A 22612-nucleotide genomic window follows, 5' to 3' on the forward strand; every position below is an offset into this window, starting at 1 on the left:
CGTCACCCTCGTCCAAGCCGCCTGGCGCCAAGGCCCCAGCGGCTAACTGCGAGATCGGGTCTGAGCCACGGTCGGATGGAGCTAGACCTCATTGGATCCCCCCACATGAGTTGATGGAATCCCCCAACTCAGACTTACGTGGCGCAGGGGCGAACGGCAGAGCACTTGGTCCCCGCAAGGATGCGTGGCCGGGTTCGCCGGTTCAGGACCAACGACCGGAAACGGATGACCCGTCTACGCCCACCGTTCAGCGCGCCCGCCAGAGCCGACTGTTCACCGAAGCGAGGCCCGGGGCGGCCGTGATGCGGACCCGGTAGACGCCGGCGCGGAGCCCACGTACCACGACGCGACCGGTCGCATCGGGCCGCGGACGGCGCACGGTCACCCAGTGCTTGCCGCGCTTGGCCTGCACCAACACGCGCTGGCCACGGTTGTCGACCAGGCGCAGGCTCGCCCGGCGGCCGGTGTGACCGAGCCGGAACCGGGGGGTCGCGATCCAGCGGGCGGCGCCGTCAGCCTGGGTCGGAGCCACCTCGTCGCTGTCCAACGTACGCGCGGTGAAGCGCGTGGTCGCGGTGATCGGGAAGTACGCCGTCGCAACGCCATCGCCCTCGGTGGTCGCCACCCGACGGGCCACGACCTGCCCCTCACGCCATGCCTGGACGGCCACGTCCTGACCGACGATCACCTGACCGTCGGCGGTCTCCAGCTGCACCTGCACCGGGAGGCGCTGACCGACCCTGGCCCTACCGGCACCGGCGACGAAGCTGAGCTGCGCGGCGGGCCTGTCCGGCACCGGGTCGGTGCGCGGCTGCTCGACCGGCTCAGGGTCCAGGGTCGGGGTGGGCGGCGTGGGTGTCGGAGTCGGTGTGGGATCCGGAGCTGGAGCGGCACCCCCGCCACCACCGCCGCCACCGGGCGCCGGCGCGGTCGGGGTGGGCGTCGGGCTGGGCTCGATGCTGGGCTCGATGCTGGGCAGCGCCTCGGGGCTGTCGCTCGGCTCCGCGGTCGGCGTGCCGGTGGGCGTCTCGGTGCTGTCGCCGTCGGGCACGACCGAGCAGGTGATCAGCGTGCAGAGCATGGCGTTGGGGTTGACCAGTCCGGCCCCGAAGTAGTCGTCGCGGCCGGTTGCACCCAGGTCGACGGCGCTCTTGGCGAGGGCCGACTCGAACTGGGCCGAGGTGAGCGCGCCGTCGGTGCCGTCGACAGCCAGCGCGGCGGTCGCGGCGACGTACGGCGTGGCCATCGAGGTGCCGTTCAGCTTCACGTACCCGCCACCGGGAACGGTGGAGAGGATGCTGCTGCCGGGGGCCGCGACGTCGACGTAGGAGCCTGTGTTTGAGAACCAGGACGATGCGTCGGCGTCGGTGGTCGCGGCTACAGCGACGACGCCAGGGAACGCCGCAGGGTAGGTGACCGGGTTGCCCTCGGTGCGCTCGTTGCCGGCCGCGGCGACGACGATGACGCCCTTGCCGAGGGCGTAGTTCACCGCACTCTGCAGCACCGGGTCGGCATAGCTGCCGCCCAGGGACAGGTTGATCACGTCCGCGCCGTGGTCGGCGGCGTAGGTGACCCCCTGCGCGACGTCGGAGTTGTAGCCGCTGCCGTTGGCGTCGAGCACCCGGATCGGCATCACCTTCGCCTGCGGGGCCAGGCCGGCGACTCCGACGGAGTTGCCCTGCACGGCGGCGACGATGCCGGCCACGTGGGTGCCGTGCTTGTTCAGGTCGACGCGGCCGTCGCCGGAGTCGGTGACGAAGTCGAAGCCGGCAGCGGTGAGCTGGCCGGTGAGGTCCGGATGGGTGCCGTCCACGCCGGTGTCGACGACCGCGACGACGGCGCCCTGTCCGGTGGCGTTGTCCCAGGTCTGCTCGGCGGCGAGCCGGTTGAGCGCCCACTGGTCCGGGCGACGCGGTTCGGTCCCGGAGAGAGCCGTCCTCACGGGGGCGCCGAGGGTGTGCACCTCGGTGTCGAGGGTCACGGCGAGCACGTCGTCTTGAGACTGCGCGTCACGCACCGCGTCGACCGCTTCGGCGCGTCCGGCGACCTGGCGTACGACGATCTCGGGCCGGCCGTCGACGTCGTGCACCGAGACCACGCGCAGCGGCTGCGTCTCGTCGGCGATGGCAGCCACCTCGGCGACGACCGCGCGGGCCGGGGTCTCGACGGACTCGTCGACCACGCGCCACGATGCGGGCTCGGGCTCGTCGGTCACCACAGGCTCGGCCGTGGCCACGACGCCCGGCGTGCTGGTCGGCGTACTCACCGGCGAGGGCGACGCCGCCTCCACCGAGGCGGGAGCCGAGGCGACCGGACCGGCGGGGTCCGGGTCGCTGCCCAGGTCGGCACGCGCGATGCCGACCCCTATCGCCGCCACACCGGTGAGGGCGAAAGCGAGGAGGGCGATGGCATCCCGGTTGCGGGGCAGGCTCGGACTCATGGCTCGTTTCAGGTATGCGTGTAGGTCCCCCGGTGATTCCAGGCAAGCACCTCGCCGATCACCGCACTGTGGTTATCGGCCAGCAGGTCCCGAGTCTTTACCTTCGGTCGCCCGACCGGTCTAACAGCGCTTGGTCGAAGCGCTGTCGGCGAGCACTGCCGGACCACCCAGGAGCACTCGGTCGTCGGGCTTCAGTGCCGCGGCAGCCTGCGCTACCTCGGCCGGGAGGCAGGTCTCCGTGGTGAGGAGTAGAGGTGCGCCGTACGTGCCCGCAGCAGGCACGCCCGCGAGCGCGTCCGGGAAGTTCGTACCGGCAGCGAAGTAGGCGCGCTCGGTGTTGCGCCACCCGGCCTTGGCGATGACCGCGGAGGTCTCGTAGCGGTTGCCACCTTGGAGCCGACTCACGGTCACACCGGGAACCGCCTGGGCGAGCTGCTTCTGGACAGCGAGGCTGACCGCGGCGGTGCCCCCGAGGACGACGACCTTGCTCGGCTGGAGCCGGGCCAGCTCGTCCTTGACCGGCTGAGGCAGCGTCGTGCGGTCCGTGAGCAGGATCGGCGCCCGCTTGCGCGCGGCGAGGGCACCGCCGGAGAGCGCGTCCGGGTAGGACGTGCCGGAGGTGATGTAGACGATGTCGGAGTTCGACCACAGCCGCTGGCTGATCCGCGCCGCCGTGTCGTAGCGGTCGCTGCCTTGGAGGCGGATCACCCGTTCGGCGTACTTTCCGGCCTGCTCGGTCACGGCGGTCGACAGGGCGTTCTCCCCGCCAAGCACGAAGATCCGGTCCGGCTGGAGCCGCTGGAGCTCCTCGACCGTTTCCTGAGGCAGGCCGGTGCTCATGGCGAGAAGGATCGGCGCACCCGCGCCGGCGGCGGCAGGCCCGCCCGACAGCGCGTCGGGAAAGTCCTCACCGGAGGCGAGGAACACGGTGCCGTTGCGGTTGGGGAACGCCTGCTTGGAGATCGCCGCGGCGGTGCTGTAGCGGCTCGTGCCGGAGAGCCGACGCATTACCGGTTCGGGTGTCGGTGTCACGGTCGGCGTAGGACTCGGAGTCGGGCTGGCCGACGGTGTCGGGGTAGGCGTCGGGGTGGGTGCTGGCGCGCTGGCACGGGCCTCGTCGATCAGCGCCTGCACCTGGTCGCGCATGCCGCCGTTGAGCCATTCGTAGCCGTAGCGTCCCGGGCACGCCGTCGCGGTCGCGGGGCGGGCGCCGGACAACGAGATGTCCTTGTGACCGGAGATGATGTCGACCGTGCCGCCGCTGAGGGTGAGCTTGCCGATCGCATCGAGACCGAAGTACGACAGCCGCCACGCAGTCAGGTTGATGACCGCCCGCTTGGTGGCCTCGGGAACGGCGACAGTGTCGTAGTTGCCGATCATCGAGATGCCGGTCGTGTAGTGGTTGAAGTCCCAGTTGCCGGCGTGCGCGCCACGGACCTGCTGGTTCTGACCACCTCGGCGGCCCATGTAGACCGTGCCGTAGGCGTCGACGAGGAAGTTGTAGCCGATGTCGCACCAGCCGCGGGACTTGGTGTGGTACAGGTGGATGCCGCGCACGATGCCGGGTGCCTCGTCGGCGGTGTAGCCGTTGGCGCCGGCGGTGTGGTGGATGACCACACCCTTCGCGGCCGGGGCGGTCAGCGGGCTCGAGCAGGCGGTCTCATAGCTCTGGTCCACGCCCCACTGCCGGCGGGTGACGATGGCCGGTTTCGGGGTCACTGCCGTGGTCGAGGTGGCCGTCACCCCGGTCTCACCGGCGGTGGGCTGCGTCGTCGGCGTTGCGGCCGGCTCCTCCGCGGTGGTGGTCGCCGCCATCAGCGCCAGGTCGGAGCTGAAGTCAGCCGGCTCGGCCAGGCCGGTCCCGCCGTCGATCAGCGAGACCTGCACATCCTCGGGAGCGTGGGCTGCCGAGATCAGGCGTACGCCGACGCCGTCGGACTCACCGACCCACACCGGATCCGTGCCGCCCCGGGACCCCTCACCCTCGACCTGGGTGTCGTCGACGTCGATGCCCTCCCAGTCGGTCCACGTGCCCTCGGCGCGAGTCCGGACCTGCACCTGCAGGTCGGCCGGTGCCGAGTCACCCTTCCAGGTCACCCCCACCATGCCGAAGTCCTGGGTGCGCGTGCTGGACAGCGCCGCGACGACAGCCGGCTCGTCCGCACCTTCGCTGGGGCGACCCTGTCCACCCTGCTGCGGCGCCGACTGCTCCGCCGTGGCCTCGTCCGGCACGGCGACGGTCTCCATGGTCGGCTCGGTGTCCTCGCTGACCTGCGGACGCTCGACAGCCGGTGCAGGCTCGGTCGCCGGTGCAGGTTCGGTGACCTGCGGCGTCCCTGTCTCAGCCGGTCGCTCGCTCGGCTCCGCGGCCTCCGTCGCGGCCTCGGCGGGAGTCGTCGGAGCCACCGTCGCGGGGACCGGAGCGATCGTCGGGCTGGTCACCGACTCCGAGGTCTCGGGCTGTGCTGCCTCGAGCGCAGGCACACCCAGCGCGAGCGCCACCGCGGTGACGGTGAAGCGCACCAGCGTGCGTCGGGTGGTCTGGGCGATCAAGGACTTCATACAGCGGCGACCAATGTTTCTGGAGTGATTGATGTGACTAGCGAGACCATTCTGGGTACGGTCCAGAGCTGTGTCCACCTGGTCCGTTTAACTACAAACGTGTAGTTTCCGGCGCCCCGCCGGTCGAGGTATTTCCGCTGGTCGAGCCCGTCGAGACCACGCCCGCTGGTCGAGCCCGTCGAAACCAAGGTCTCGACAGCTCGACCACCCATGGACGCTCGACCGCCGAGGTCTGCGCTCAGCGGCGCACGGTCAGCGTGAACACCTTCGAACGAGCACCGTAGGTGACGCCCGAGCCACTGTAGGTCACCGTCAGCCGGTAGCTGCCCGCGGACAGCTTCGGCAGGACGACCCGCACGACACCGCGCTTGGCAGCACGCAGAGTCGCCTTGCCCAGCGTTCGGGCACCCGACTTCACCAACACCTTGCCGACCGGGCGGCGGTTGTCGGCGGCAGCGACCCGCACGGTCACGACCGCGCGCTTGCCGACTGCCACGCTGCGGGAGTTCGGCTTCGCGGTGACCTTGGCGTCACCCTTGCCGATCCGGACCGCCGGGGCGGTGAGGGTCGCGGGCTCGTACCCCGCGCCCCAGCTCACCACGGCCTTGGCAGCGATCCGGTCGCCGACGTCGCCGGGCAGCACCCGGTACGTCGAGCCGGTCGCGCCCTTGATCGGCTGCCCGTTGCGGGTCCACTGGTAGGTCACCGACTGCGGGGTGCGCGCCCAGACACCGGGCGAGAACACGATCACGCCGTTGGGGTGCTTCGCGCCTCCGAGCGCCGCGGACGCAAGGCTGGCCGGCGCCCGACGTACGACCTTGACCACGGGCAGCTTCACGTCGGCCTTGACGGTGACCGGCAGCAGAGCGGTGGGCAGTCCGACGAAGCGGTTGTCGAGGTCGCGGTACTGGATCAGGTAGCTGCCGGGCTCCACGACCAGCTCGTAGTGACCGCCGTAGCTGATCGCGGACGCCTCGCGTTCGCCGGTGGTCGGGTCGATCGCGGCGACGTCGACGTAGTGCACCTTGGTGCCGTCGGCGGCGAGCGTGCGCCCGCTGATCGTGTACGTCGTGGTGGCCGACGCCGCGGGGGCGGTGACGGCGTCCGTGTCCGCCGGGACTGCGGCGGTCGTCGGGGCCGCGAGGCCGAAAGCGGCGACGAGGGCGACGGAGAGGGGGGCGATGACGCGGCTGCGCATGAGGTTGCTCCAGGCGATCTGGTTCGGGTACGACGGCCGGGCCGTCCCTTTCCCTATCGGCCGGAGGTGACGGCTCTTGAGCAAGGGCCATCGCGCCCGGACAGCGATGCCCGCCACGGCGGGTCACCGTGACGGGCATCGCGCTGGTTCAGGTCAGGAGGCGGTGCCGGCTGCCACCCACTCCACCTGCACCGAGTCGCTGAGGTCTGCCGGGTCCGGCGGGATCGCCCCGATCAGTGCGTCCTCGTCACCGCGGACCACGGTCGCGGTCACCGTGTCGGTGCGCGCGGTCGCCGGCCCCTGGTAGGTGAACGTCGCTCGCCCGTTGGCGTCGGTGGTCCGCGTCACCTCGATCGACGAGCTGCCGAAGGTGCCCCAGGAGACCTCGAACGTCATCGCCTGGCCGGCGAGCGGCTTGCCGTACTGGTCGGTGACGACCGCGGTCACCGTCTGCTGTCCACCCACGGTGTTCTGCACGTTCGCCGCCGGCTGGGTGATCGTGACAGCCGTCGCAGCCGGGGCGTCGTCCTCCCAGGTGACGGTCGCGGTATCGCTGACCGCGCCGGAACCGGAGTCGACCTGGCCGTTGCTGTCCCGGTCGTAGTGGACCGTGACGGTGTCGATCACCGTGTCGTTGCCCTCCGTGCCGGTCTGGGGGTCGGACACCGTGTAGCTCCACGACGCCTTGCCCTGCGCGTCCGTGGTCGCGACCTGCTGCTGCACCACGGCGCCGTCCTGGGCCGGAGTGCCGTTCACCTCGCGGGTGATCTGGAAGATCACCTTCTGCCCCGCCCGCGGAGCAGCCAGGGTGTCGCCGGCGAGCTGCGCGGTCACCGTGTGCTGGGTGCCGAAGGCGCGCAGGGCGCTCTCCGGGGCGGCCTGGATCGCGGAGACGGTGGCGAACGTCGTCGCGCCACCAGCGCCGAACGGCTCGGTCGCCTTGCCCTGCTTGTCGGTGTCCAGCGCGCCGTCACCATCGGTGTCGCTGAACACGACCGGGACGACCTGCTCCTCGGTGCCGCTCGCTCCGCGCACGACGAAGGTGACCTTGCCCTGAGCGTCGGCCTTGCCGGTGTACGTCGGGCCGGGCTGGGTGATCACGACGCCGTTCACCTCGGTGATGTCGGCCGCGACGGTGCCGAAGTCTGCGGCGCCGGCCGCCTCGCCGGTGCCGGTGGTGAAGGTCGTGGTGCCGTCGGCGCCGCGCGTGACGTGGTCGTCCTCGGCCAGCGCGATCTTGAAGTCACCGCCGGCCGGGAGCCCCGACACGGCGTACTGCACGGTGGCGCCCTCGTCGACCGCGCCGCCGCCGGTCACGTCGTAGGCGGCCGTGCCCGGAGCGACGGAGCGACCGGCCTGGTTCATCCGCTGCAAAGCGGTGCCGGCGACCGCCGACGGACCGCCGAAGAGCGTGCCGTCGGCCAGGGTCGCGGCGTGGTCCTCGAGGTAGCCGAGCAGCGCGGCACCCGGCTCCGTCGCGGTGCTGGTCACCAGCAGCGGCCGCTGCTGCTTGCCGGTCAGGGGGCCGCCGGCGAGTGCATCCGCGCCGTAGCCCTGCTCGGCCCCCGACGCCACGTTGACCCCGGCGGCCGCGAAGCCGAGCTCCTTGACGGCGTGCTCGGCGACGGCCACCGCGGTGGCTGCGCGGTCACGCCCGGAAAGCCGGGTGACGGTGCCGAACTCGGCGTCGAGCTTGGTCTCGACCTGCTGCCCGATCGCCGAGGGGCCGCCCAGGATCAGGACGTCCTCGACACCGGCGTCCTTGAGCGCGGTGACCACCTCGTCACTGATCTCGGTCGGAGAGGCCAGACCGAGCGGCCGGCCGTCGTACGACAGCGGCCCGCCGGCGAGCGCGTCGGGGAAGTTCAGGCCGGTGGCGACCAGGCCCAGCGTCTCCTCCGCGTCGCCCCCGGCCTTGATCACCGCGGCGTTGGTCAGGTAGCGGTCGTGGCCGGAAACGCGGGTGACGGTGTAGTCGGCTGCACGCAGGGCAGCGACCTGCTCCTCGCTGACCACGTTGGGCCCGCCGACGACGGTGATCTCCTCGACCCCGGCGGCCTTCAGCTGCGCCAGGACCTCGCTCGGGGTCTCGTCAGTCTGGGTGAGGAGGATCGGGGCGTCGAGGACCCCGGCGAGGTAGTTGGCGGTCAGCGCGTCGGCGTAGCTGCCCGGCTCGCCGTTGGCCAGGACCGCGCGGTTGTAGCTGGTGGCGTACTCCGCTGCGATCAGCGCGCCGGTCTCGTACCGGTTGTCACCGCCGAGCCGCTCCAGCTCGAAGTCGGGCTTCGCCTGCGCGCTGCCGGCCGCGGCGACCACGCCGCCGAGCAGCAGGCCCCCCGTGGCGAGGACGGCGATGGTGCGCCGGGCGCGGCGCAGCTCTGGGTGGCTCAAGGTCTCTCCTGGGTCCAGGTGTCGGGCGTTCCCCCACGACGCCTGCGACACGCAGGCGAGGGTGCGCCCAGCCCAACGACCCAACCACCCGAAAGGTGACGCGGGAGCCCGCGTCACCCCGGCAGCTCAGCCGCCGATGACGATGCGCCGCACGCCGCCCCAGTTGGCCGGATCGGTCACCCGGCGCCCGTCGACGAGCACCTTCACACCCGGCAGGTCGGCAGCGGAGAGGGAGCGGTACTCCGCGTGGTCGGTCTGGATCACCGCGGCGTCGACGTCCTCACCACGATGCGCCGGCAGGCCCAGCTCCTCGAGCTCCTCGGGCGTGTACATCGGGTCCGAGACGAACACGCGCGCCCCGCGCCGCTTCAGCTCCTCGACGGTCGGGAACACCCCGGAGAACGCGGTCTCCTTCACCGCACCGCGGTAGGCCGCGCCCAGCACCAACACCCGCGCGCTGTCGAGCGACCCGTAGCCGGCGGCGAGCAGGTCAACGGCATAGTTCGGCATCCCCGCGTTGGCTTCACGCGCGGCGCGTACGACGGTCGCGGCCGGGTCGTTCCACAGGTAGATGCGCGGGTAGATCGGGATGCAGTGCCCGCCGACCGCGATGCCCGGCCGGTGGATGTGGCTGTAGGGCTGGGTGTTGCACGCGTCGATCACCTTCATGATGTCGACGTCGATGGTGTCGGCGTAGCGCGCGAACTGGTTGGCCAACCCGATGTTCACGTCGCGGTACGTGGTCTCGGCGAGCTTGGCGAACTCGGAGGCCTCCGAGGAGCCGAGGTCCCACACCCCGTTGGGCCGGTCGAGGTCGGGGCGCTCGTCGAAGTCGAGCACCTGCTCGTAGAACCGCACGCCGTGAGCGGCCGACGCCTCGTCGATCCCGCCGACCAGCTTGGGGTACTTGCGCAGGTCGGCGAAGACCCGTCCGGTCAGCACCCGCTCGGGGCTGAACACGACGTGGAAGTCCTTGCCTGCTTCGAGTCCGGAGCCTTCGGCGAGCATCGGGGCCCACCGGTTTCGCGTCGTACCGACCGGGAGCGTGGTCTCGTACGACACCAACGTGCCCGGCCGCAGACCGGCTGCCACGGCCTTCGTCGCGGCGTCCATCGACCGGAAGTCCGGCACGCCTTCGGCGTCGACGAACAGCGGTACGACGAGCACCACGGCCTCGCTCTCGGCGACGGCAGCGGCGGTGTCCGTCGTGGCCCGGAGCCGCCCGTCGCGCACCGCGGAGGCGAGCTTCACGTCGAGCTCGGCCTCGCCGGGGAACGGCTCGACGCCGTCGTTGACCAGGTCGACGACCCGCTGGTCGATGTCGGCACCGATCACCGTGTGACCCTTGTCGGCGAACTGGACGGCCAGGGGCAGGCCGATCTTGCCGAGCGCGACAACGCAGATGCGCACCGTCAGCTCCTCTTCTGGGGGTGGGTGAGCAACGAGGTGTAGACCTCGTCGAGGATCTTGGCCTGGGCCTCCCAGGTCCACTGCTCGAGCAGCGCCGGGTCGTCGTACACCTGCCGGTAGCGCTCGGGCTTGTCCAACACCTTGCGGACCGCGGCGACGAAGGAGTCGAGGTTCTCCGCCTCGAAGACCTCGCCCTGGCCGGTGTTGCGGGTCATGTGGCCCATCGCGCGGACGTCGCTGACAACGAGCGGGAGCCGCGCGTGGGAGTACTCGAAGAACTTGGTGATCAGCGCGATCTCGTGGTTGGGCCAGTGGTGGATCGGGATCACGCCGATGTCGGCGGTCGACAGGAACGGCACCACCTGGTCGAACGGCACGTAGGGCAGCAGCCGCACCCGGTCCTCGACGCCGAGCTCGCGGGCCCTGGCGACCAGTGAGCGGACGTAGTCCGACTCTGGCTTGGCGACGACGAAGGCGCACACCACGTCCGGCAGCTGCGGGAGCGCCTCGACCATGATGTCGAGACCGCGCTGGTAGGCGGCCGAGCCGCTGTAGACCATGATCGGCACGTCAGCGCCAAGGCCGAGCGAGTCGCGGATCGTCGGCTGGTGAGCGCCCTCGTGTGCGACCGCGGCGTAGGGCGTGTTCAGCACGACGGTCGGCAGCTCGCGCAGTCCGTGGTGCTCCTGGAGCAGCTCGGCGAGCTCGGCGGAGACGGTGACCACCTTGTCGGCCATCGGGGCGTACTCCCGCTCGTGGGCGGTCTGCGCCTTGTGCCACCGGGGCCAGGACTCCCACGGCTTGATGCCGGGCAGGAACTCGTGGGCGTCCCACACCAGCTTGACCTCGCGGCCCTCGGCACGCGCGCGCACGACGGCGCGGGCGGCGACGCCGAGCATCCGGAAGTCGTTGGCGTGGATCAGGTCCGGCTTGAGCCGGTCGATCTCGGGGCCGTAGGCGAGCTCGAAGTCCCACAGGTGCGGGTCGAGCCGCCGCCACACGGCATCGCCCATCGCCTTCTCCCAGAACGACGTGGTGAGCCGGTCCAGCGCAGTGTCGGACAGCTGCCGCTGCCGGATCAACGCCTGGGTCTTCTCCGCGCGCAGCCCGACCCAGCGGGCGAGCAGCGCGGTGCGCGCTCGGGCGGGGAAGATCCGCAGGCTTTCCGCCCTGCGACGGGGGTCGCCCTCGCGCGGGTCGGCGGCGATGATCCGCCGCTGCTGGAGGTCTGCGCGCATCGCCTTGACCGCCTGCTCGCGCTGGTCGGCGACCCAGCCGGCGGAGTAGGCCAGCGGGGACCGCAGCCGCGCTCGCCGCAGGTCGCCGGGCCGCCGGGTCAGCGGCCCGGGTGTGGGGACCAGCCGGACCTTCGCGTCGCCGATCCGCCAGCGCCGGCCACCGCCGCGTCCGGCCTTGCCGAGGAGGGTCACGTCCCAGCCGGCCTCGGCCATCGAGCGGGCCTGCTTCTGCACCCGGCTGTCACGCTCGACGTCGTTGTCGACGAGCATGACCACGCGTCCCTTGCCGGCCTGCCGCATCAGCTTCCCTGAGCAGGCGCGGGCCGTACGTCGATCGTCGTACCGCTCGCAGCCGACCTCAGCACGGCATCGGCGACCTCGACCGTGCGCATGCCCTGACGCAGGGTGACGATGCCGTCACCGGCGTGCCCGGCGAGGACCGCGTCACGAAAGTTCTCGTGCTCGACCTGCAGCGGCTCGCGCTTGGAGAACGCGAACCGGGTGCTGTCGCCCTCGGCGACGCCACGGAACGCGCGGATCGCCTCCCAGTCGGTCTCGACCGCACCGTTGGCGTGGAACGTCAGGTCGGCGGTCAGGGTGTCGGCGACGAAGGAACCCTTCGCGCCGGTGACCATCGTGAACCGCTCCTTGAACGGGCTCAGCCAGTTCACCAGGTGGTTGACCACCACGTCGCCGTCCAGCTTGCCCGTCACCGCGACCCCGTCCTCGTGCGGACGACCCGACTTGTGGAACGTCTGCGCGGCAACGGTCGTGTACTCCTGACCCGTCACCCACGCGGTCAGGTCGATGTCGTGGGTGGCGAGGTCCTTGACCACGCCGACGTCGGCGATCCGGTGCGGGAACGGCCCCTGCCGGCGGGTCTGCACCTGGTAGATGTCACCGAGCTCGCCGGCCTCCAGCCGGGAACGGAGGTTCTGCAGCGCGGGGTTGTAGCGCTCGATGTGCCCGACGCCGGCGACCAGGCCGGCCGACTCGAACGCCTCCACCAGCGCGACCGCACCCTCGGTGGAGTCCGCCAGCGGCTTCTCCAGCAGCGCGCACACCCCGGCCTCGGCAAGCGCCAGACCCATCTGCACATGCAGCCCGGTCGGCGCGGCGACCACGGCGTAGTCGATGCCACGCTCGATCAGCGAAGCGACGTCGGCGACGATCTCCACACCCTGGCCGCGGCCGTGCGGGTCACCGTCGGGGTCGGCGATCGCGACCAGCTCCACGCCGTCCAGGCCGGCGAGCACACGTGCGTGGTGGCGGCCCATCGCACCCAGCCCGACCAGCCCGGCGCGCAGCACCCGGCTCACTGCGCCACCCCGGAGGTGGTCGCGGTGGTGATCGCGCCGACGATCCGGTCCAGGTCGGCGTCGGTCAGCCCCGGGAAGACCGGCAGCGAGAGCACCTCACGCGCGGCCTGCATCGTCACGGGCAGGTCCCAGTCGCGGTTGGCCGGCTGCTGCCCCGCCAGGTCGGTGTAGCCGGGACGGAACGGAGCGAGCTCGTGGATCGGCGTGGGGTAGTACACCGCGCTGCCCACACCGGCGTCCTTCAACGCCGCCTGCAGCGCGTCCCGGCCACCGGCCACGTCCTCGGGCACGCGGACCGTGTACTGGTGGTAGACGTGCCGGGCACCATCGGCCTCCGGCGGCGGCACCACACCGGTGCCGGCCAGTCCGGCGGACATCTTCGCCGCGTTGTCGCGCCGCGCCTCGGTCCAGCCGTCGAGCTTGCCCAGCTGCACCCGGCCGATCGCGGCGGCCACGTCGGTCAGCCGCATGTTGGCGCCGACCACCTCGTTGGCGTAGCGCTGCTCCATCCCCTGGTTGCGCAGCAGCCGCAGGTTGCGTGCGAGCGTGGCATCACCGGTGGTGATCATCCCGCCCTCGAGGGAGTGCATGTTCTTCGTCGGGTAGAAGCTGAAGCACCCCGCAGCCCCGAACGCGCCGACCGGCGTGCCCTGCCAGGTCGCGGCGTGCGCCTGCGCTGCGTCCTCGACGATCGCCAGGCCGTGCCGCTCGGCGATCGCGGTCAGCGCGGTCATGTCCGCCGGGTGGCCGTAGAGGTGCACCGGCATGATCGCCACGGTCTTCGGACCGATTGCGGCCTCCACGGCGCGCGGGTCGATGCAGAACTGGTCGGGCTCGATGTCGACGAACACCGGGTCCGCGCCCACCAGCCGCACGGCGTTGGCAGTGGCGGCGAACGAGAACGACGGGACGATCACCTCATCGCCCGGCTTCACACCGAGGGCCATCAGCGACAGGTGCAGCGCCGACGTACCGGAGTTGACCGCCACGCAGTGGCGACCCTCGACCAGCGCCGAGAACTCCTCCTCGAAACCGGCGACCTCGGGGCCCTGGACGACCATGCCGCTGCGGAGCACGCGGACCGCGGCTTCGATCTCGTCCTCACCGATCACCGGCCGGGCCGGGGCGATGAATTCCTGGTCAGACAACACGTCTCCTCGGGGCAGCGGGCACAGCGCTCGATGCTACCAAGCAGGCCCTCGTTAACCTTGCGCGCATGAAGGTGATCAGCATCGTCGGAGCGCGCCCGCAGCTGGTGAAACTGGCGGCCGTCGCGGACGCGTTCGCGGGCACGTCGCACCAGCACGTGATCGTGCACACGGGACAGCACTACGACGCACGCCTGTCCGACGTCTTCTTCACCGGACTGGGCATTCCCGACCCCGACATCCACCTCGGCGTGGGCTCCGGCAGCCACGGGGTGCAGACCGGCACCATCCTCAGCGGGCTGGACCCTGTGTTGGACGAGCACCAGCCGGACTGGGTGCTGGTGTACGGCGACACCAACTCCACGCTCGCCGGCGCCCTGTCGGCGGTGAAGATGCACATCCCCGTGGCACACCTCGAGGCCGGGCTGCGCTCGTTCAACCGACGCATGCCCGAGGAGCACAATCGGGTGCTCACCGACCACGCCGCCGACCTGCTGCTTGCCCCGACCGAGGAGGCGATGGGTCACCTCGCGTCGGAGGGGCTCGGCGAGCGTTCCCGCCTGGTCGGCGACGTGATGGTCGACGTCTGCTGGAAGGTCCGCGACGCCGTGCTCAGCGGCGCCCACCCGCGCCCGACGCTGCCCGAGGGCATCGACCCCGACCGGCCCTACCTCGTCGCGACGCTGCACCGCCCGGACAACACCGACGACCCCGACGTGCTGCGCGGGATGGTCTCCGCGCTCGCGGCACTGCCCGTCCAGGTCGCCCTGCTGGCTCACCCGCGGTTGGTGGCGCGGGCCAGCCAGTTCGACATCCCGCTCAACCAGGGCTCGGTCCGCTGCGGGCACCCGCTGCCGTACGCCGACCTGGTCGGTGCCGTGATCGGCTCCGCCGGTGTGGTCACCGACTCCGGCGGGTTGCAGAAGGAGGCCTACCTCCTCGGCCGCCCATGCACGACGCTGCGCCCGGAGACCGAGTGGGTCGAGACGCTGGAGGGCGGCTGGAACGTGCTGGTTCCTCAGCCGTTCGCCATGGACCAGGGCGCATGGGGCGACACCGCGACGCGCCCGGCTCCTGAGGGCGACCGTCCGCCGTACTACGGCGCAGGTGACGCCGGCCGCCGGACCGTCGAGGCGCTGGAGAGCGGACTCAGCGACGGCTGACCTCGGTTGGTAGCGTTGCGAGGTCGTCCACCAGGAGGTTCCCGTCCATGACCGAGGCCGCCGAGTCGCGCCGCACCAGCCGAGGCCGCGTCGTGATGCTCGTCGACAACGGCGTCCGCAACGACTCGCGAGTCCGCAAGCAGGCACAGTCGGCCGCGGAGCTGGGCTGGGACGTCTTCCTGATCGGCAAGGCCACCGGCAAGCGGCCCGAGCGGTTCCGGCTGGGTGAGGCGAAGGTGCGCCTGCTCCCGGTGGAGAACACCCTCGGCAAGCGGCACTACGAGATGACCCGCGGCGGCCTGGTCCGCGGCTCGCTGGCCTACCCGACCCGTCGGCTCGCTGACTACCGCGGGCGCGAGGCGGAGGTCCGCCTGTACGACGCTCGCCTGCGCCGGATGCGCCTGCGCCAGGACGTGGCCGACGGCGGCCTGGGCCCCAGGGTCGGCCTCGCGCTGAACAAGGTGGCCCTCGCCCGCGCACTCGCCGAGTCGCGCTGGGTGGAGAAGCGAGTCGCGGCCACCGAACGGGACGCGACCGCGGCACTCACCGACTCGCCGCTCGGTCGCGCGCGCACCACGGCAGTCGAGAAGCTGATGGGCGAGCGCGCCTGGCGGGTGATGGACCCGCACCTGTGGGACTTCGAGGTTGCCTACCGCGACGTGATCGACAGGCTGCAGCCGGACATCATCCACGCCAACGACGTCGCGATGATCGGCGTCGGTGCGCGAGCGGTGACCCGGGCCCGCGCCGCTGGCCGCGACGTGAAGCTGGTCTACGACGCCCACGAGTACGTCCCCGGCATCAGCCGCCCCGGCGCGCACCCGTGGTGGCAGCCGGCCCAGATCGCCTACGAGCGCGAATACATCCACGACGCCGATGCGGTGATCACGGTCTCCGAGACGCTCGCGGAGATGCTCCAGGAGGAGCACGGGCTCGACGAGCGGCCGGGCGTCGTACTCAACGCCCCGCAGGTGGGCGAGGCGGAGTTCCCCGAGGACGGGCCACGGCTCCGCGAGCTGTGCGGCATCGACGAGACGACGCCGCTGCTGATCTACAGCGGCGGGATGGCTCCGCAGCGCGGCGTGCAGATCATGGTCGAGGCGCTCCCTCAGCTGCCGGGCGTGCACGTCGGCTACATCATCGCCAACCCCGAGAGCCCGTTCGTCAAGGAGCTCATGCAGCACGCAGCGGAGCTCGGGGTGCGTGAGCGCGTGCACCTGCTGCCGTACGTCGCTCCCGAGCACGTCGTGGAGTACGTCTCCGCCGCCGACATCGGGGTGCACCCCACCCACCACCACGTGAACCACGAGATCTCGCTGGCCACGAAGTTCTTCGAGTACTCCCACGCCCGGCTGCCGATCGTGGTCAGCGACGTGAAGACGATGGGCGACATGGTCCGTGCCTCAGGCCAGGGAGAGGTGTTCCGGGCCGAGGACCTCGACGACTACCTGCGCGCGATCCGGGCGGTGCTCACCGACCCGCAGCGCTACCGGGCGGCCTATGACAAGCCCGGCCTGCTCGAGGAGTGGACCTGGCGCAAGCAGGCCGAGGTGCTCGACTCGGTCTACGAGCGGCTCATCCGTCCGTAGGCGGGAGCGGCCAGCCGTCGTAGTCGGCGGCGTAGCGGTTCGCCTCCCGGGCGAACCAGCGGTCGTCGGTCATGTCTGCGATGTAGCGCATCTGCCGCTCGACGATTCCGTGGTACTTCTCGCTCTGCCACTCCGGCTTCTTGCACAGCGGGAGCCGCAGACAGTAGAAGGACGCCTCGCCGTCCTTGCGGAACAGCGGCAGGTGCTCGCGCAGGGTGGTGGCCGCGGCGTCGAACAGCTCGGCAGCCTTCTTCGACCCGGTCAGGTGGTGGTAGTCCCACGCGCCGAACATCGCGAACATGTGCCCGTTGAGCACGACGAGCGGCGGGGTGTCCCCGGCGTACTCCTCGAACCAGAGGTACTTGCGCCGGTCGACGTACACCGACCACGGCTCATCCCGTGGCCCGAGGTCGTCGAGGGTGAGGAAGGTCTTGTCCGCCGCGGTGCGCCACTTCTCCTCGCCGGTGGCCTCGAACAGCCGGACGAACAGCGACAGCGCTTCGCCCTGGGCCATCGCCGACCACCAGGGCGCGTGCACGGTGTGCTTCTTGCGCCCGCCGAGCGGGAAGTCGAACGGGTAGGGGAAGTAGAGCCCGCGGTCGACGACCTCGGCGTGGTCGAGCAGCGCCTGGCCGTTGATGCGGGCGGCCTCGAGTGACTCGGCCGACCCGGTCCGGTTGGCCTCGTCGAGCTTGGCCAGCGCGTACTGCGCGGTCGCGACGGGGTGGAAGTACTGCTTCTCCAAGCGCTCGAAGTAGCGCACTCCGTCCTCATCGACCGGCTGCTCGAGCTGTCCCTCGCTGAGCACGCCGTTGGTGAACGGGCGGCTCCGCACCGGCTTGGGCACCAGCCCGCTGGTGCGCCACTTCCCGCCGTCGGCGACCTCCCCGTAGAACGGCCGCTGGTGCACCATCCGCACGTGCGGGGTCTCGCTGGCGGTGGGCGCAGCGCTCCGTCGCGCGGTGTCGCCGTCGCCGGTGCAGCCGGTCGCGACCAGCCCGAGGGCAGCGACGGACACCAGGAAGGACCGGGGGGACATGCGCGCCATCCTACCGAGGGGCGTACGAGGAGGCTGAACGCGGCGGAGCGTTCAGGCACCCCTAGGCAGGAACAGGGAATCAAAGCGGTGCTTGACGACCTCCCAGTCGAACTCGGCCAGCGCGTGCCCGGACGCCTCGGCCCCAAGCCGGCGCCAGGTGTCCTCGTCGGCGGTGGTGGCGAGGACCCGTTCGGTCGCCTGCTCTGGGGTGTCGACCACCCAGTCGACGGGGAACAGCGTTCGGGCCCCGTGCGGGCGTCCGGCGAAGAACGGCCAGTCGCGTACGACGGGCACCGCACCGCTCGCCGCACCCTCGACGACGGCGGCGTGGAAGCTCTCGCGCACCGAGCTGCTCAGCACCACACCGATATTCTCCAGCACGCCTGGCACGTCGTCGGAGTGGCCGTGCCTCTGTACGGCGCCCTGGCGCTCCAGGTCCTCGAGCACGGGCATCAGCCGGTCGCCGTACTCCTGGGCCGCCGCACCGAAGTCGCGGCGGAAGTCGGCGCCGTACAGGTGCAGCGTGTACCGCTCGTCGCGGGCTCGCAGCGCCCGGATCACGTCAAGCGCCCACAGCGCGTCCTTGGCCACGTGTCCCCAGCCGATCAGGCCGAGGTTGAAGCGGGCCTCGGCGGGCTTGGGGCGCACGAAGCGCTGGAGCTTGAGGGCGTTGGGGATCACGTGCAGCGCAGGTGCGTTGGGGCCTGTGAGCGCCGGGATCACCACGATTGCGAGCTCGCGCAAGTGCTCACTGACGAAGACCACGTCGTCGACGCGGGAGAAGTCGACCAGGTGCGGCCAGACGGTGAACAACTCCTGGCTATGCAGCCGGACCACGACCCGGGTATCCCTCGGGTCGAGCATCGTGACGAACACAGCCTGGTGCAGGCACCACTCGACGAACACTACGTCGGCCCAGTCCAGGTGCGGCTGCACCCGCCGCTCGAGGATGCCGCGCAGCTCGGGCCGGTCGCCGAGGATCTGCGCCGCTGTGCGCGCCAGGTCTCCGGCGAACCGGTTCAGCCGGGGGAAGGCGGCGAGGTCGAGAAAACGCTGCTCGATGGCCGGATCCTGGTCGAGGTACTCCCGGATCTCACCGAGGAAGTTGGCGTTCTTCCGGGTGGTGACCAGCACCCGGGTACGGCGCTCTCCTTCAATCGTTTGGCCGCCCACGCCACTACTCCGGTCGTGCCGTGACGGCAGCCGCGGCGCTCCAAGCCGCCTGACCACCGCACTCGCGTGCCAGTCGGCGAGGTAGCCCTCCGGATCCTCGGCCAGCGGCGAGTTGAGCCCGTCAAAGTGCAGCGCCCGGTCAAAGCACACCGACGTCGCCTCGGCGAACGCCGTCCCAACCTCATCCACATGCCCAACTCGAAAGGTCTCTGCAGCAACGTCCAGGTAGTGACCGTACGCGGGTGGGCCCACGCAGCCTTGCAACCTGTATGGACCCATGACCCTGCTAGTCGCCCTCACCGTACGTGAACGTGGCTACCTCGCCACCAGCTGAGTCACGCAGAGTCAGCACATCGCCTTCATCGTCCAGCACCTCCTGGTCTGCGCACACGAAGACAGCCTCATCCGAACTCTCACCGCAACTGCTGTACACCCGAAGCTCCGCCCCGGGGTCGATCTGACGACCGATGCCCAGGCTGAGCCGATTGCCATCGGCGTCCTCGATGTACCAGCCACCCATGTCAACCCGAATGTCGGCGTTCTGCTCGATCACCACGTACTCCCCAGCGCCATCCGCCAGGTCATCACCCTCAGGCGCCGGCTCCACCTGGGACAGGTACGCCGTCGCATATGCCTCTGCCTCCGTCCCGGACAACGAGAGTTCGTCGGACAGGTCGTCGGAGCATCCCGCTGCCAGGCCGGCCAGAACAAGAGACACCGTCGCTGCTGTTCGCACATACATGACCACGAGTCTCCCATCTCGCTCCGACGGTCCGCTCATTGCGTCCGGGCACAGAAAACGCCGAGTGGCCGGCCCCCGAAGGGACCGGCCACTCGCCATGCAATCAGACCTCGGCTAGCTCCGAGAGCCGATATTCGCGTTGCTAACTCACGACACCGTGAGCGTGTCAGGCGTGGCGCCCTGACCGTCCGTGTCCAGCAGGGTGGCAAGGATGTCGAGGGTGTCGCCCGTGCCGAGAGCCCCATCGAAGGTGAATGTCACGGTGCGGCCATCGGCCCCGAGCACTGCACTCACGAGGTTCTGAGCACCCGTCAGGTCAGCAGAGGTAAAGGTGTAGTTACCCTCGTTCTCTGCGCTGACCTGGATCAGGTCCTCGTTGAACGTAACAGTCGCGGTGGTCTTGCCTGCGGCTGCCTCGAACGTGTTGCTGAGGACCTCAACGCCATTGTTGTCCAGCGCCGTGTCACCGGCGAACGCGAGGGCCTTGTTGCCCTCGTCGGCGTCACGAATGCCCTGGATGTCGTGGATCGTCGCCGTGTAGGCGGTCGCCGCAGGCGTGCCACCCAGGGTGACAGTCAGGACGTCACCAGCTGCGTTCAGCGCGAACGTGGCGTTGACACCATTCTCGAAGACCGGACCAGAAGCGTTGGTCAACTGGATGGCCGCGTCAGAGGCGACCGTCACCGGCTCAGAGAGGTGGAACTTCCACACGTCACCGTTGGACGTTGCGTTGTCGCTGTCGTCATCGACGTCAACGAGCGCACCGTTTGCGTTCACCGCGGGAGCGGCGTCCACCGGCGTGGCGGCGGCGACCGACGGGTCGTTGGTGGAACGCGCCCCGGACGTGCTGCCCTCAGCGCCCACAATGTAGGTCGTGCCAGCTGCGTTGTTGATAGTCGTCGACGTGCCGGTCAGGTTCTCCTTCACGGCGGTGTCGCCTGCGCCGAAACCGTCAGCGGCAGAACCGGTGTAGACGTTGTAGATGGCGTCGGGCTGAGTGGACGCGGTCCAGGTCAGCGTGGCGTCATCCGCAGTACCGTCTGCATCGAGGTCACTCATCGTCACCTTGAGCCCGGTGGGAGCAGCGACCGTGTCCGTCTGGACGTTGAAGATCGACGTGTCGGCGACATCAGGGTCGTAGCTGCTGGTGGCGCCGTCGATGACGTCATCCTTGGTCAGAAGACCCTCGAACTGCGACATGCTGATCGCGACGCCGTTAAGACGGAAGACGTCGTTGTTGTCGTAGTTGTAGGTCTCGTCGGCCGCGGTGTCGTTGCCCAGGAAGTAGTCCGCCTCGCGGTTCACAAGAGACACGGTGACGTCGCCGGTCGGAGCTCCGGCCCCAGCCTCAGCCGAGATCCAGTTCTTCTGGCCAGCGATGGCGAACTTCTCCGACGGGGTGCCGTCGGCGTTCAGGTCGAGCGCCCGGTCACCGGTGGCCTCGGCGTCCTGCCAAACGACGGGGATCACCTGGTCCACAGCCTGCGAGTCGACCGTGAAAGTGATCGTCCCGTCAGACTGTGCCGTGGCGGTCTGCTGGTCAGAACCATCGGTGAGAGCACCGTTGACGACCTCGATGCGAGCGTCAGTCTGTCCGACCTTGGTCGCGTCAGAGAACTTGACGGTGCCGGCCGTGTTGGACACGGTCTCCGCCGGGGCGAGCGCGACGTTGTAGGTCTTCCCAGCCTCGAGACCAGAGACCGAGTATGCGCGGCGACCGGTGTTGTCGATGGCGCTGCTGGACACCTGGTTGGTGGCAGCCTCAGCCGGGGTCGCGGTGTAGGACTGGTTCGTGGTGGTCGCCTGAGCAGCGTCCTCGAGCTCGTTCTCAAGAGCCTGGGAGATCGCCAGGTTGCCACCGAAGATGAGGCCCTCGGTCAGCGTGTTCGCGTTTTCCTCCAGGTAGTCCGCGGCACCACCGGCGATGTTCTCGTTCTCGGTGATGAGCAGCGGACGGACCTGCTGACCGGTGAGCGGGCCACCGGCGAGGGCGTCAGCACCGTCACCGAACGAGCGGCCCGAGGCCACGTTGGCGGCAGTGTCCACGAAGCCGAAGTTCTCGACTGCGTAGTCGGCGATCTGCTTCGCGGTCAGCGAGCGGCTGCGACCCTCGAGACGGGTGACGAAGTCGATCCCGTTGCCCTCGAGCTCGTCGACGACGCTCTGCGGGACGGCGTTCTCGCCACCGAGCACGATGGCCTTGTTGACGCCGGCGCCCTTGAGAGCCTCGATGACCTGGTCGGGCATGTCAGCGCCGCTGCTGAGGCCGATCGGCATGCCCTCGTGGAAGGCAACCGGACCGCCGGCGAGCGCGTCGGGGAACGCAAGGCCGGTGGCGATCAGCGCGGTGTCGGACGTCTCGTCGTCCGAGCCCTCGCCGATGATGTCAGCGTTGGTGTCGAAGCGGTTCTGGCCGGAGAGGCGGCTGACGTTGTAGTCCTCCGCGAGAGCGTCCTCCTGCGCAGCGCTGACGGCGAGCTCGCCACCAACGATGATCACGTTCTCGACACCAGCCGCAGCGAGACGGTCCTTGACCGACTGCGGGGTCTCGTCAAGCGTGGTCAGCAGGACGGGAGCGTCCTTCAGGCCAGCCAGGTAGTTGGCGGACAGGGCGTCCGGGTAGTGGCCCGGCTCGCCGCTGGCGAGGATGGCGGTGGTCGCGGCACCAAACTGACCGGCGATGTCCGCCGAGGTCTCGTACCGGTCGTCACCCGCGACACGGGTGAAGTCGAAGTCCGCGTCAGCGTTGGCAACGCCAGCACCCGCGAAGATCGCACCCATCACGAGGGAGGTCGTCGCGAGGGCAGCGAGCCCAGAGCGACGCAACCCGATGGTTGACTTACTCAAGATCTCCTCCATAGAGACTCTTAGTGAACAGTGGGGAATCGTCCCCCGGTGAACGACTGCGACCCCACGGATCTCAGCCTCCCGGCACACCCTACAGGCGGCGAGCCTGGACGTTACTAGTACGCCGTGCTTCCCACAAACACATTGGCGCACTGCTGGGTTCACACCCTTCCTGCATATGGGAGGGTCCTGTAGAACCCACAGAAAGCGGATTTCCCCCGCTTCCCGACGGCAACACTAACCGACGACCCCCTTCCTGTCAGTTCCACCACAGGATTTGACATGCGTCACATTTCGGTGTCGGCGGCACGGCGTGTCGCCGCGGCATGCTCTACCCCAACGCTCGTACGCAC

The 22612-nt window shown here is 70.1% G+C and carries 14 protein-coding genes; 2 read left to right on the top strand and 12 right to left on the bottom strand.

Annotation, left to right across the window (positions count from 1 at the left end):
* Positions 1-247: 247 nt before the first annotated feature.
* From ACYVIH_RS08645 to ACYVIH_RS08680, 8 genes are all read right to left on the bottom strand, one after another.
* Positions 248-2440: a S8 family peptidase gene (locus ACYVIH_RS08645; RefSeq protein WP_460868235.1), complete on the bottom strand. Its 2193-nt coding sequence runs from the start codon at positions 2438-2440 to the stop codon at positions 248-250.
* 120 nt (positions 2441-2560) lie between these two features.
* A complete protein-coding gene (locus ACYVIH_RS08650) occupies positions 2561-5002 on the bottom strand; it encodes a cell wall-binding repeat-containing protein (RefSeq protein ID WP_460868236.1) in 2442 nt (813 codons plus the stop codon).
* A 238-nt stretch (positions 5003-5240) separates the two neighbouring features.
* On the bottom strand, positions 5241-6200 hold the full coding sequence (locus ACYVIH_RS08655; RefSeq protein ID WP_460868240.1) for an Ig-like domain-containing protein: 960 nt from the start codon (positions 6198-6200) through the stop codon (positions 5241-5243).
* Positions 6201-6353: 153 nt separating this feature from the next.
* A complete protein-coding gene (locus ACYVIH_RS08660; RefSeq protein WP_460868242.1) occupies positions 6354-8591 on the bottom strand; it encodes a cell wall-binding repeat-containing protein in 2238 nt (745 codons plus the stop codon).
* A gap of 126 nt (positions 8592-8717) precedes the next feature.
* The gene (locus ACYVIH_RS08665) at positions 8718-10001 is read right to left on the bottom strand and encodes a nucleotide sugar dehydrogenase (protein ID WP_460868245.1); all 1284 of its coding nucleotides are present in this window, start codon (positions 9999-10001) and stop codon (positions 8718-8720) included.
* Positions 10002-10003: 2 nt separating this feature from the next.
* Entirely contained in the window at positions 10004-11539 is a 1536-nt protein-coding gene (locus ACYVIH_RS08670; RefSeq protein ID WP_460868247.1) for a glycosyltransferase family 4 protein, read from the bottom strand.
* Entirely contained in the window at positions 11539-12549 is a 1011-nt protein-coding gene (locus ACYVIH_RS08675; RefSeq protein WP_460868614.1) for a Gfo/Idh/MocA family protein, read from the bottom strand. The genes ACYVIH_RS08670 and ACYVIH_RS08675 overlap by 1 nt, the downstream gene beginning before the upstream one ends.
* 5 nt (positions 12550-12554) lie before the next feature.
* Positions 12555-13706, bottom strand: a complete 1152-nt coding sequence (locus tag ACYVIH_RS08680) for a DegT/DnrJ/EryC1/StrS family aminotransferase (RefSeq protein WP_460868249.1) — start codon at positions 13704-13706, stop codon at positions 12555-12557.
* 68 nt (positions 13707-13774) lie between these two features.
* Between ACYVIH_RS08680 and wecB the strand changes: the two genes are divergently transcribed.
* On the top strand, positions 13775-14869 hold the full coding sequence (wecB, locus tag ACYVIH_RS08685) for a non-hydrolyzing UDP-N-acetylglucosamine 2-epimerase (protein WP_460868252.1): 1095 nt from the start codon (positions 13775-13777) through the stop codon (positions 14867-14869).
* 47 nt (positions 14870-14916) lie between these two features.
* Positions 14917-16458 carry a glycosyltransferase family 4 protein gene (locus ACYVIH_RS08690; RefSeq protein WP_460868254.1) on the top strand — a complete coding sequence of 514 codons (1542 nt, stop codon included), beginning with the start codon at positions 14917-14919 and terminating at the stop codon, positions 16456-16458.
* Here ACYVIH_RS08690 and ACYVIH_RS08695 read toward each other — a convergent pair.
* The 4 genes from ACYVIH_RS08695 to ACYVIH_RS08710 form a co-directional block, all read right to left on the bottom strand.
* Positions 16445-17497 carry a D-glucuronyl C5-epimerase family protein gene (locus tag ACYVIH_RS08695; protein WP_460868257.1) on the bottom strand — a complete coding sequence of 351 codons (1053 nt, stop codon included), beginning with the start codon at positions 17495-17497 and terminating at the stop codon, positions 16445-16447. The genes ACYVIH_RS08690 and ACYVIH_RS08695 overlap by 14 nt on opposite strands.
* A 51-nt stretch (positions 17498-17548) precedes the next feature.
* Positions 17549-18859 carry a glycosyltransferase family 4 protein gene (locus ACYVIH_RS08700; protein ID WP_460868259.1) on the bottom strand — a complete coding sequence of 437 codons (1311 nt, stop codon included), beginning with the start codon at positions 18857-18859 and terminating at the stop codon, positions 17549-17551.
* Positions 18860-18956: 97 nt separating this feature from the next.
* Entirely contained in the window at positions 18957-19412 is a 456-nt protein-coding gene (locus ACYVIH_RS08705) for a lamin tail domain-containing protein (protein ID WP_460868261.1), read from the bottom strand.
* A gap of 147 nt (positions 19413-19559) precedes the next feature.
* Positions 19560-22424: a cell wall-binding repeat-containing protein gene (locus ACYVIH_RS08710; RefSeq protein ID WP_460868263.1), complete on the bottom strand. Its 2865-nt coding sequence runs from the start codon at positions 22422-22424 to the stop codon at positions 19560-19562.
* Positions 22425-22612 lie beyond the last annotated feature (188 nt).

Source organism: Nocardioides pakistanensis, from assembly GCF_054781215.1.